Source organism: Sphingobacterium corticibacterium, assembly GCF_004208525.1.
GTDB classification, from domain to species: Bacteria; Bacteroidota; Bacteroidia; order Sphingobacteriales; family Sphingobacteriaceae; genus Sphingobacterium; species Sphingobacterium corticibacterium.
In genome coordinates this window covers 295,254-308,085 of the sequence record NZ_SGIT01000003.1, presented here as the reverse complement: position 1 = coordinate 308,085, position 12,832 = coordinate 295,254, and the positions used below count along the sequence as shown (strand labels likewise).

Below are 12,832 nucleotides of genomic sequence, written 5' to 3'. Positions count from 1 at the left end.
AGTGGTCCTATTCCAAACAATTTGAGGGTTCTGTAGTTCTTTTTTTATGAAGATATTAACAACAAATTACAGGTATCTCTTGAGCACGTTGCTCTTTATTGCAGCAGGGTGCCAGTCGTCACAAGGTGATAAAAACGTAGAAACAGTGGTGAAGGACGTGATGGAATATGAGGTTCCGGCAAAGGACGAACCGTTGGAATTCCAACGAAATAAGGTGCGGGGAGAAAAGGATACGATTTCTTTCGAAATCCAGGAACCGTCTTTCGTGAAGATGACACTTTCGACACCGAGTGACTCCGGGAATATCCGTATTAACCAATTACGGATGCCTGATGGGGAAATGGATGGCCCGTTCGGAAAAATGTATGAAGCCCGTTTCGATCAAGTAGGAACCTACCAAGTCATCATCGCGGAAAGTATGATGGCTGAAAACCCGTATACGGGCGACTATCGTTTTAGGATCGAGATAGAATAGAAATCGGGAACGCTTTATCTTTGCGTCCCCGATTTGTCTTGTTACAACATGACAATGCTGGTAACTTTTCCTTATTGTTAAGTTTGTGTGAAGATGTATTTTGCTCCTGAAAAGCAATTTGGAAACTAAAAAATTGCGTAATTGCAAATAAATCACTAACTTAATGACCGAAATTTTGCTAAATTATGAATTCAATTTCGCTACATAGGGGTGGCTTTTACTGGGCAATGGTCCTCCTGCTGATTGAGATTTCGTGTAGCAACTCGAGACAGGGTAGTATGCTGCAGGGAGACACGACAGATAACGAGATCATGAACTCACTCCCGGCTAGGCGCTTGCTTACCTATTGGAATGACTTTAATTTTGACGGAAGGGTGCTAGTGGTAAATTCCGACTATGCAGAGCAGAAATTAGTAGATTTTATAATACTGTTCCCCACGGTGCCCGATACCGTCGTGCGCGTGGCCATACATAATATGCTAAAGAAGGCAGCTGCGGAACCTAAAACCTTCACTTATTTTTTGGATAAATATAGCCACTATCTATACAGCCCCAATTCGCCGATGCGAAATGAAGGGTATTACGAGCTGGTATTGATCTATCTTGCAGGGGATGAAACACTATCGGACGAGCAGCGAAGCCACTACACAACGCTGTTGAAACACGTTCGTAAGAATCAGGTCAGAACGATGGCAGCAGATTTCGAGTTTTTAGCCAAAGATGGGAAATACCGGCGTATGCATGCTGGCACGAAACCATATAAAATGCTGGTATTTTACGATCCGACATGCACCCACTGCGCCGCTGTGATGTTGGACCTGGCACAAACTCCCGTTGTAATTAATTGCATTGAAAATGGTTTTTTAGATGTTGTATCGGTAAGTTTGCACCCAGATAGGGGTAGCTGGATGGGATATCAAAAACGAATACCCGATAGCTGGATCAATGGCTGGGATGAACAGGGGCAGGTTATAAACAATGGGCTGTATAATATACGGGCTTATCCCTCGATCTTTTTATTGGACGAGAAAAATAGGGTGCTGTTAAAAGACGCACCGCTCGACGTCACTTTACGTTATTTAGTGAATCTGACGAATGAGGGAAATTGATACGAATGGGAACAAATGCATAATTATATACTTTTCTTGACGTGTTGGCTGGTTAGTATCTTCACTACGCCGGCGTTAGCAGTTGAGTTCCATTATTTTCGCAACGTACCGTTGGATGCAAAAGCTAGTACGGTACATGCTTTTGCACAAGATAGTCTGGGCTTGTTATGGCTAGGAAGCAATAATGGGTTGTATCATTATGATGGCTATACGTTGCATGCGGCACCGGGTGGAAAATCTGAATATCAAACGTATATTTATAGTATTGTCGTGTTGGATGGTAGCCGATTGGCATTAGGTACCGAACGGGGCGTTGGCCTATACAATTATAAAAAAGATTGTTATGAAGACCTGCCTATGGTTGATGTTTCGGACGTCAGGGCCTTATTGCTGGTTGGTGATACCTTATGGATAGGATCCTTGAAAGGCCTGTATACGTATGATATCAAACGAAAAACTTTTTCCAGCTTTACGGAAAAGTTGAAATCGGAATTGACAAGTCAAATTTATGCCCTAGCCCAACAAGGGGACAAGATTCTTGTTGGAACCTATAATGGACTTTTTGAAGTAACTCCAGAGACTGCTGCTGTTCGGCAGCTCGCGCTTCCGGAATATCGGAAAGGTGCAAATCAATTTATTAACGCTATCTTAGTTTTCGATCAAGAACATACCTATATCGGCACGGAATATGGGTTGTACATTTATGCCGATGACAACGTAAAACTGCTCAAAACGCCGCATCTACAAAAGCTCCCCGTGAAGTCCATGACGAAGCGTGATGCGGAAACGCTTCTGATTGGTACCGATGACGGCCTCTTCGTTTACGGTCCGGAACAGCAGAAATTGCAGCGTATAAAGCACGACGCGCGAAACCCGTTTTCCCTGGCAAACAATATTATATGGAGTGTTTTTACCAGTCGGACAGGCGATGTATGGGTCGGGACGGATTTAGGCTTTTCAGGATGGACGGAAAGATGGAGGGAGAGAAAATTTCCGATCTACCAGTTTACACATAGCAGCAATGGCAATAAATTTTATCAGATCTGGCGGGACCGGTCAGGGTGGTATTGGCTTGGCGGTGATAATGGATTGATACGGACGCCGACATTTGACGAAAATGAAACAGAGCCCTATTGGTACCGTATGGATGCTGCCAAATATGCGTTACCCCACAATCGGGTACGGGATATCTACGAGGATCGGGAAGGGATGCTATGGGTAGCATCAGACGGTGGGGTGAGCTTGTTCCATCCAGAGACAAAATCATTTAAAAGTTTTATGATTGTGGATAGTAGCGGGCGAAAAAATGCGAAATGGGCCTATGACCTCGAGGAGGATAGAAACGGAAACCTTTGGGTGGCAACCTATATGGGAGGGGTTTTCGTCGTTCCGAAAGAAGGTTTAAAAAAGGCAATCAATGGGTATGTTATCGGCGAAAGTTATGATCAGTCACGCGGACTGTTGGCTAATTTTGCGAATCAGGTTTTGCTGGATTATCAAGATCGGATGTGGGTACTCTTCTACAACAGAGGTATAAATGTCATTGATGTACATACCAGGCAAACATCGGAGATTAAGGGGGTAGATGGCAAGGCGATATCGGATGCAGTATTTATGTTGATTGATGCGGAAGGAACGGTTTGGGTAGGGGAACATGGCAGGCTGCTGCGTATAGCTAAGGACGGGAAAAAAGAATCGATTGCGTTTGATCCACATGGAAAGGGAGAAGTGACTGCGATGGAAGATGTAGGGGACCACCTTTGGGTAGCCAACAATGTGGGCGTTTGGAAGATACATAAGAAAACCTTCCACAGCGTTTTAGTACGCTATGGAGGTGGTGTCACAACACTATTTTACCGGACAGATACAAAGGATGTTTTGCTGGGCGGGATCAATGAAGTAGTGGTGCTGCCGGCTATGGGTCCTATCGAGAAACCAAGGTCTGCGTCGACTATCGTACTTACCGCGATGTATATCAACAATCAGCGTTTTGGAGCTAGTGGGTATGGCTTGCGCTACCGCCATGAGATTGTGCTAGAACATCAGCAGAATAACCTTCGACTAGAGTTTTCCGACCTGGACTATGGAAATCAGCTGGGGCATCGCTTGGCGTATGCATTTAAGGCACCGAATGAAACCTGGATACCGCTGGAACAGGATGACAACAGGATACAGCTTAGCAACCTGCAATCGGGTGATTATACCTTGCAGGTTGCGAAGATCGATATGTTAGGACAGGTTATTTCTGAAATTTCGCTTTACGAGATTAAGGTTAACTATCCCTGGTATGCAACGATTTGGGCAAAGGTGATTTATGCGTTAGCGATGCTGGGACTCCTCCTGTGGATATTAAACTTTTTTCGGGTGCGAAACAAGCTGAAATGGGAACGGAGGGAGCGAAAGAAAGTCATGGAGCTTTCTCGGATGAAGATGGATTTCCTAACGGCGGTATCGCACGATCTGAAAAATCCATTAAGCCTGATCATGGCACCTGTCAGCCAACTGATGCTGAAAACCAAAAACCCAGATAATAAAAAGCTATTGGACGGCGTGCACCGGAATGCGATGAAAATTAATAATCTGATTCAGGAGGTAATGACGTTTGAAAAGATAGATGATCGTTCTGACGTCGGCGAATTGATTACCTCGCAGTTGGATATAACGGCTTTTGTAGAACGTTGTTTAAACGAGTGGAAGCAGCTGGACTTGTATAAGCATATGGAATGGCGATTCGTGTCGGATATCCCCAACTTTCTTATCCAAACGGATGCAGCTAAGCTAGAATCTATGTTGAACAACTTGCTTTCTAATGCTTGTAAATATAGTAAGTCGGAGGGAGCAATAGTGGAATTGTATCTGGGACGTAGTGAAAAAGGTATTGTCTTTACCATTCGGGACAATGGAATCGGTATAAAGAAAAAGGATTTACCTTATGTATTTAGTAAATTCTACCGGGCAGCGGCAGACGAGGTGCAAGCCATTGATGGAACGGGGGTAGGTCTTTATCTGGTTCGCAATTATGCGGGACAACTGGGCTGGACGGTAGAGCTCGATTCGCAGTGGATGGAAGGAACCACCGTGACCATGGAGATACCGGTAAGTAGCGCCTACGTGGTGCCAAGTGACGAAGAAGTCGAAAAGGAACGTAAAAAGCTGCTGATCGTAGAGGATAATGAAGAATTGTCTTCTTTTTTACGGTTGGCTTTTGAAAATATATATGATTGCCGAACCGTCGTAGATGGACGGGCAGCAATTGAGTTAATAGATCATTCTTTTAAACCTGATATGATCGTGTCCGATGCCATTATGCCCAGAATGGACGGCGTGGAAATGGTACGGCAATTGCGAAAACGTACCGACACCGCTATTATTCCGGTCATTCTATTGACGGCTGTGCGTGACGAACAGCTTCAACGTGCGGGGATTGCGGCGGGCGTAGATGCCTTCGTCCAGAAGCCATTTGATTTGGAGTTGTTGAAGTTACAAATGCAGCAACTGCTCTTGAAAAAGACGACATTGCAAACCAAGCTGCGTATAGATGAACTGTGTGAACCGCGCGAACAACAGATTGCCGTATCACCCGACGAGCAATTGTTGAATAAAATAACACAGGTTATCGAAGATGCGATGGATGATTCCGATTTTTCGGTGCAACGGCTAGCTGATGAGGCAGGTGTAAGTGCGAAGCAGCTGTATCGAAAAATAAAACAACTCACAGGCCATACGCCGGTAACCTATATCCGGACAGTACGGATGAAAAAGGCAGCATTACTGTTGCGCCAACGGAAGTTCACTGTCGCAGAGGTGATGTATATGGTTGGGTATGCGAATGCGTCCTATTTCTCCAAATGCTTTCAGGAAGAATTTGGAACAACACCTAAAAATTATATGGACCAGCTAAATGGGGGTTCTGCTTAATCTGTTTATTCACAGCTTGTTATTTATTTATTTATTTAGGCCTTTGGACAGACGGGATGTCCGATTTGTGTTAGGCTTTGTCCGAAACGTGGTCGCTTTAATTGGTAATGCTTGTTAGGTTTGTGTTATTATTTCGCTAACATAAAATTATAAAACAAGTATTATCATGCGTAAATGTATTCTAGGTTTATTTGCCTGTTTTTTCTTCTTGGCTGTTTTTGCACAAGCTGATAAAAATGTACCTACTATCTATGTGGATAAACAGGGGGTGATGCGGTGGTCGGATACGAAGCAGGAAGCTTCTTTTTTTGGTGTAAATTATACGACGCCTTTTGCGCATGCCTACCGGGCTTTACAATATAAGGAGATAGACCACAAAGAAGCGATTGATCGCGACGTTTATCATCTTGTACGATTAGGATTCAATGCCTATCGTATCCATATTTGGGATGTAGAAATTGCGGACGGAGAAGGAAACTTGCTGGAAAACGAACACCTGGAATTATTGGATTATCTCTTGTTCAGGCTGCAGGAAAACGGTCTCCGGATACTGATAACTGCCATGACGAACTTTGGAAACGGCTATCCCGAACGAAATGTGCAGACGGGCGGGTTTTCGTATTTATACGACAAGTGTCAGATACATGCGGACCCGCAGGCTATAGCCGCACAAAAGCGGTATATCACCGGACTCCTGCGCCATGTAAACCCCTATACGGGGCTTGCCTATCAGAATAATCCCTATGTAGTGGGCTTTGAAATTAATAACGAACCTTGCCATACCGGCGAGGTGGGTACTACGGAGCACTATATCCGTGAAATGCTGGCTGCGATGAAGAAAGCAGGGAATAAGAAACCGGTTTTTTACAATGTGAGCCACAACATGGAACATGTATCAGCCTACTTTAAAGCGGATGTGCAGGGAACAACGTATCAATGGTATCCTATCGGATTAGTCGCGGGGAAGGAGCGAAAAGGTAATTTCCTTCCCTATGTGGCTCGTTATGATATTCCGTTTGCAAATGAAAAAGGCTTTACCAATAAAGCCAAAGCAGTGTATGAATATGATCCGGCGGATATCGTATATAGCTATATACATCCTGCAATGAGCCGCACATTCCGCGCGAACGGTTTCCAGTGGATAACGCAATTTGCGTACGATCCGCTGGATATGGCAGCATACAATACCGAATACCAAACCCACTATCTGAACCTAGCCTATACGCCAGCGAAAGCGATCAGTATGATGATCGCGGCTGAAACAGCCTATAGAATCCCACGAAATCAGTCTTTCCCAGCTTATCCGCAAGATACGCTGTATGGAGATTTTATGGTGAGCTATGAACAGGATCTCGCAGTAATGAATGTGGATACCGCTTTTTATTATACCAATAATACGGATGTATGGCCGAAAAGCACGAAAGTATTACGAAAAATAGCCGGACACGGGAGCTCGCCAGTAGTAGCTTACAGTGGCTCGGGTACCTATTTTTTGGATAAATTGCAGGATGGCGTGTGGCGTCTGGAGGTCATGCCTGATGCGGAGACAGTGAACGATCCCTTTGCGAAGCCGTCTTTATCCCGGGAGGTGGTACAGATTCTTTGGTCGGAAAACAACATGGAAATTCGCTTGCCAGATCTAGGAGAGGATTTTTCCTGGAAGCAATTAGCACCCGAAACTTCGTCACGCGGACAGGCGGATCGAACAGTGATGACGGTGAAACCGGGGGTTTATATACTCGGTCGGAAAGACCAACCGGCATGGGCAGAATGGAACAGCTCGACGGTATGGAACCGTTATCCATTAGGGCATTTTGTGGCGCCAGCGGCATCCGTACAGCAGTCGCCCACGGTCGTACATACCCCTGCTGGTTATCACGAACGTGGTCAGGATCTAGCTATTTCCCTCCAGGTCGTATCGGCTGTGGCACCTGACTCGGTGATTGTTCAAACGGATGAAATATCATTTTGGCGAGATGACAATACGTATATAAAGCTGGAAAATAAAGAAGGATATCGGTATGTCGGCCGTCTTCCCCAATCTATGCTTCGCGGGGATAGGATCCGTTATACGGCGACTGTATATGTGGATGGCAAAAAATACACCTTTCCGCAGGGAACATCGGGTGCACCCTTGGATTGGGACACGGCTATAGACAGGTATTGGACGACAGAGATTGTTGACCGCGCGACGCCTATTGTCCTTGCGAAATCATTGTCTGCGCAGCCGGCGTGGGAAACTTATGCCATTCCCGAAACAGCCTATAGCCAAGTACGGAAAATACAAAAAGATCCGATGGCGGTACCGATGTGGTCTTATGCGTTTTCCAGACACGATAACGAGACAAAATTTTTCTGGTTGAAAGATATCAAACAGGTTGTCGCCGAGCGGAAGTACAAGATCGATGAGGTGAAGAACTTGATGATAGCGGTGGGGAATCAATCGTTTAGCGGGAAGATACAAATAGGATTCGTATCCAACATGGGCTATACCTATGCGGAAACGATAGAGCTGGAGAAGGATGCGCAACAGACACTTCGTGTTCCTTTGAAGGAGCTATCGCTGGTGCCGACAGCCTTGTTACCGGCACCCTACCCGACCTTTTTGGAACGTTATTTTGTGCCGGTGACACCAATACCGTTTGTTGTCGGGGATAGCGAGAAATTGATCATTTCGACGGATGGTGCCGTAGATCAACAGGCCGTCATCACGATCGGAGCGGTCTGGATGGAGTAGTATAAATCTAATTATATAATATACAGTAAGATGAGGTTTTTTAATAAGAGAATTGGCGTTGCCTGCTTGTCTTTGGTTTGCGGTACGGGGGCTGTGATGCTTTCTGGATTGGCATATGCCGGCACACAGGAAAAGACGGTATTTCGTTTCCAGCAGCTTGCCCATGGCGTGGTGCGGAATCAGAACGGGGTACCTTTACAAGGCGTATCGGTGCGGGTGGTTGGTACAAATGTGGGGACATTGACCGCAGAAGATGGAACCTATAGCATATCCCTGCCGGAAGGGGCGAAACAACTTGCGTTTACTTTCCTTGGACATGAGGAACAAACGTTGACAGTAACGGGGAACGTATTGGATGTTTTCTTGACGGAAGCGGGAAATGTCCTGGAAGAGCTTGTGGTGGTGGGATATGGTAGTATGACCAAGAAGGATTTGACGGGATCGGTGAGTACCGTAAATAGCAAAGATTTTAATGCGGGACTGGTGGGATCGCCCGAACAGCTGATCAATGGAAAATCGGCTGGGGTACAGGTGATGTCGAACAGCGGTTCGCCGAGTGCGGGAAGTACGATCCGTATCCGTGGAGGGGCTTCGCTGAGCGCAAGTAATGATCCGCTTATCGTACTGGATGGTGTACCCTTAGAGGCCGGAGGTATCAGTGGTAACAGTGGTAATTTTCTGAGCCTTATTAACCCCAACGATATCGAGAGCATGACGATTTTGAAAGATGCTTCTGCGACGGCTATTTATGGTTCGCGGGCGTCCAACGGCGTGTTGTTGATTACGACAAAAAAGGGCACAGGCGATCAGCTTCGCTTTTCGGTATCCTCTGTTTTGTCTGCCCAACAGCCTTGGGGAGTCGCGGATATGCTCGGTACAGACGAGTTTCGGTCATTGATCGATTCGAAAGGTAACGATAAACAAAAAGCACTGGTCGGTGAAGCGGATACGGATTGGCTCCAGGAAGTCTTCCAGACGGCTTGGGGAACAGATGATAACCTGAGTGCCACAGGTAAGATTGCTGGGCGTGTGCCTTTTAGGGCATCGGCAGGGTACTATAACCAGCAAGGAACATTGCTGACAGATAGAGCGGAACGGGTCACCGGATCGCTTGTATTGAACCCTTCGTTTTTGGAGGATCACCTCAAGGTAACGGCGAATCTGAAAGGATCCCGCAATAATAACCGATTTGCCAATACGGACGCAATCTGGACGGCAGTGGCTTTTAATCCTACACAGCCTATATATTCGGGCGACGAGGCGTATGGAGGTTATTATGAAAGTCTGGACAATGCAGGTCTTCCAGCAACCGGAGCAAACCTCAATCCACTTGGCTTGTTGCATCAGGAGAAACATCGGAGCCATGTGAACCGTTTAATCGGAAACTTGGACATGGACTATAAGTTTCATTTTTTACCGGAATTGAAAGCGCATGTGACCCTCGGCTACGATTATGCAAAAGGGGAAGGTTACAATCATATACCGGCAACAGCAGCGAATAGTTTTTTAATTGGCGGAGCCTACGATACCTACGAAGAAACCTTAAAAAACCGGCTGTTTACAGGTTACCTTAATTATAATAAAGAGTTGCCGGATTTAAAAAGTAATCTGGAAGTGACGGTGGGGCACGACTACCAATATTGGAGCGCTACCCGTCCGCCGATTACGTATTACAATGATCGGGAGGAGATCCGTTCAACGGCTATAGCGAGAGATCAAAGGCATACGTTGATGTCGATTTATGGGAGGTTGAATTACAACTACGATAGTCGTTATTTATTGACAGCGACGGTAAGGCGTGACGGAACGTCTCGCTTCAGTCCGGAAAATCGATGGGGAACATTTCCTTCGTTGGCACTGGCTTGGCGGCTTTCGGAAGAACAATTCCTAAAGGAAGCCTCATTTCTGGACGATCTAAAACTGCGGGCGAGCTACGGGGTGACGGGCCAACAGGAAGGTATCGGGAACTATGGCTATCTGCCAATTTATAACCAAGGGACGCCGTACGCGCAATACCGTTTCGGAAACCAATACCACTTGGTTTACCGGCCTTCGGTGTATGTACGGGATTTACGCTGGGAAACGACGAAGGCGTTTAATTATGGTCTGGATTTCGCCCTGTTCCAAAATCGTATATCGGGAGCTGTCGATTATTATACACGTAAAACGCATGATTTATTAGCCAATGTGGCGGTGCCGGCTGGAACCAATTTTGATCAGATGGCGACAACCAATGTGGGGAATATTGAAAGCCGTGGTTTTGAATTCCAATTGAATACGGTACCTATCGATCGGGAAGATCTGCGTTGGGAGGTAAACCTGAATGCTACCAGTCAACACATGAAGGTGACGAACATCACGATGGTACCCGACGCTTCATCGGTAGGGACGTATGCCGGACCCGAAGTGAATGAGCGTGGTATACAAATCTTGACACCCGGTTATGAACCGTATATGTTTTATGTATACAAGCAAATGTATGATGAGACGGGAAAACCGCTGGAAGGGGTATATGCAGATCTGAATGGAGACGGCGGTATAAACGAAAGCGATCTCTATCGCTATCAGTCTCCCGCAGCAAAGTGGATGTTTGGATTCAACACACAAGTGTCTTACAAAAAATGGTCGGCGTCTACGACATTAAGGGCACATGTAGGCAATTATGTGTATAATAATACCAAAATGAACCTGAGCGCCTGGGAAACGCTACAGTATGTGGATCCGGCACTCAACAACTTACATCGGGATTATCTCCATACCGGTTTTCAGGCCAGACAGTATTTTTCGGATTACTACGTAGAGAATGGTTCGTTTCTGCGTATGGAAAATATTTCGTTGGGTTATAATGTGGGACGTGTAGGTCGTGTGTCGAATCTACGGCTCGGCGCGATTGTGCAAAATGTGTTTGTCATCAGCAAATACACGGGAATAGATCCCGAGGTCCCCAACGGTTTTGATAGCTCGTTCTATCCGCGCTCCCGGACGTATTCTTTAAGTATAAACTTAGATTTCTAATGATGAAGACAAACTTAATATTATGGTTGGCGGGAATGATGTGTTTCATCGTTCTGCTCACATCCTGTACAAAAGATCTGGATCAGTTTCCTTCGGTGGAGACGACGTCTGAACAAGTGTATACCTCGGTGGAAGGCTACCAATCGGTTTTGGCAAAGTTGTACGCTTCTTTTGCTGTGGCGGGAAACGGTCGGGGCGATGATGATCCGGATATGGCAGGTACAACGGCTTCTTGGGGTTATTTGCGGGTGTACTTCAACTTGCAGGAAATCCCGACGGATGAGGTGATGTATACGTGGGCTGGAGGAGATAACCTTGTGGAGATACAGTTTATGAACTGGGGGGCTTCGGATACGTGGGTGAATGCCATGTATTACCGTATTTACTATACCATTGCGATATGTAACGAGTTCTTGCGTAATGTGACAGACGAAAAGCTGGTTGCTTTTGCAGACGCGGATCAAGTGGCTATTCGGGAGTTTGCTGCAGAGGCACGTTTTTTACGTGCGCTGGCTTATAGCCATGCGATGGATTTATATGGGAATGTGCCTTTTGTGACGGAGCAGGACGTGGTCGGCGCATTTTTTCCGCCACGTATAACACGTGCGGAATTATTTCGCTACCTCGAAGGTGAACTAAGCGAAATAGCGGAACTCTTGCCGGAAGGGCATCAGCACGCGTATGGACGGGTGAGCCGCGAGGCAGCTTGGGCATTACTCGCGAAGAACTATTTAAATGCGCAGGTATATACAGGTGAAGCACGTTATAGGGATTGCATCGACTATTGCCAAAAAATAATAGATGCAGGGTACACGCTGCAGGAAGATTATAAGAAGCTGTTCAATGCCGATAATGATCAGCGGACAGAGGAGATTATATTTGCTATTCAAGCGGATGTTGCCCATACAAGTACTTGGGGAGCGACGACCTATTTGGTAAATGGGCCTATTGTGGGCAGCATGAAAGCGGAAGATTATGGTGTGCTGTCAGGATGGAACAGTTTCCGGACACTGCGGGAGTTTGTCGGGATTTTTAATACGGCAGATAGGCGCGGCGACTTCTGGACGGATGGTCAAACCTTGAATATCGATGACCCTTCATCGTCTAGCCAAGGATACAGTATGGTGAAATTTACCAATCTGAAAGATGACGGGACGTTTGTAACAGATGAAGGAATGGTTAGCACAGATTTTCCGATGATCCGTTTGGCAGACGTGTATTTAATGTATGCCGAATCGGTTGTCCGCGGTGGTGGTGGAGACCTGCAGCAGGCATTGGATCTGGTGAATCAGATCCGGCACCGGGCATTTGGAGGGGACGATGGTAAAATTTCCACAGCACAGTTGACGCTGGATTTTATGTTGGAGGAAAGAGGACGGGAATTATTCTGGGAGGCAACCCGCCGAACAGACTTGATACGCTTCGGTCGGTTTACAGGAGGTAACTACCTGTGGCAGTGGAAAGGAGGCGTAGTCGATGGCCGGGCAACGGATGCCAAGTTTAACTTGTATCCTATTCCGGTTACGGATATGGCCGCAAACCCAAATTTGATTCAAAATACGGGATATTAGCATAATG

Annotated in this window: 6 protein-coding genes; all 6 read left to right on the top strand. The window is 46.2% G+C overall.

The window, feature by feature from the left end:
- Positions 1 to 46: 46 nt before the first annotated feature.
- The 6 genes from EWE74_RS16135 (at position 47) to EWE74_RS16110 (ending at position 12,825) form a co-directional block, all read left to right on the top strand.
- Complete coding sequence (locus EWE74_RS16135) at positions 47 to 475, top strand: hypothetical protein (RefSeq protein ID WP_130142634.1); 429 nt, start codon at positions 47 to 49, stop codon at positions 473 to 475.
- 185 nt (positions 476 to 660) lie between these two features.
- Positions 661 to 1,584, top strand: coding sequence for a DUF5106 domain-containing protein (locus tag EWE74_RS16130; RefSeq protein WP_130142633.1), 924 nt, complete (start codon positions 661 to 663; stop codon positions 1,582 to 1,584).
- A 15-nt stretch (positions 1,585 to 1,599) separates the two neighbouring features.
- Entirely contained in the window at positions 1,600 to 5,502 is a 3,903-nt protein-coding gene (locus EWE74_RS16125) for a hybrid sensor histidine kinase/response regulator transcription factor (protein ID WP_130142632.1), read from the top strand.
- 166 nt (positions 5,503 to 5,668) lie between these two features.
- Positions 5,669 to 8,239 (top strand): hypothetical protein, encoded by a 2,571-nt coding sequence (locus tag EWE74_RS16120; RefSeq protein ID WP_130142631.1) that lies wholly within the window; start codon positions 5,669 to 5,671, stop codon positions 8,237 to 8,239.
- Between the two features lie 30 nt (positions 8,240 to 8,269).
- On the top strand, positions 8,270 to 11,254 hold the full coding sequence (locus EWE74_RS16115) for a SusC/RagA family TonB-linked outer membrane protein (RefSeq protein ID WP_130142630.1): 2,985 nt from the start codon (positions 8,270 to 8,272) through the stop codon (positions 11,252 to 11,254).
- On the top strand, positions 11,254 to 12,825 hold the full coding sequence (locus EWE74_RS16110; protein WP_206365280.1) for a RagB/SusD family nutrient uptake outer membrane protein: 1,572 nt from the start codon (positions 11,254 to 11,256) through the stop codon (positions 12,823 to 12,825). Before EWE74_RS16115 ends, EWE74_RS16110 begins: the two co-directional genes overlap by 1 nt.
- Positions 12,826 to 12,832 lie beyond the last annotated feature (7 nt).

Excerpts from the sequence above, each read along its gene's own strand:
- EWE74_RS16135 (WP_130142634.1), top strand. The coding sequence starts at position 47 with ATGAAGATATTAACAACAAATTACAGGTATCTCTTGAGCACGTTGCTC.
- EWE74_RS16130 (WP_130142633.1), top strand. The coding sequence starts at position 661 with ATGAATTCAATTTCGCTACATAGGGGTGGCTTTTACTGGGCAATGGTC.
- EWE74_RS16125 (WP_130142632.1), top strand. The coding sequence starts at position 1,600 with ATGCATAATTATATACTTTTCTTGACGTGTTGGCTGGTTAGTATCTTC.
- EWE74_RS16120 (WP_130142631.1), top strand. The coding sequence starts at position 5,669 with ATGCGTAAATGTATTCTAGGTTTATTTGCCTGTTTTTTCTTCTTGGCT.
- EWE74_RS16115 (WP_130142630.1), top strand. The coding sequence starts at position 8,270 with ATGAGGTTTTTTAATAAGAGAATTGGCGTTGCCTGCTTGTCTTTGGTT.
- EWE74_RS16110 (WP_206365280.1), top strand. The coding sequence starts at position 11,254 with ATGATGAAGACAAACTTAATATTATGGTTGGCGGGAATGATGTGTTTC.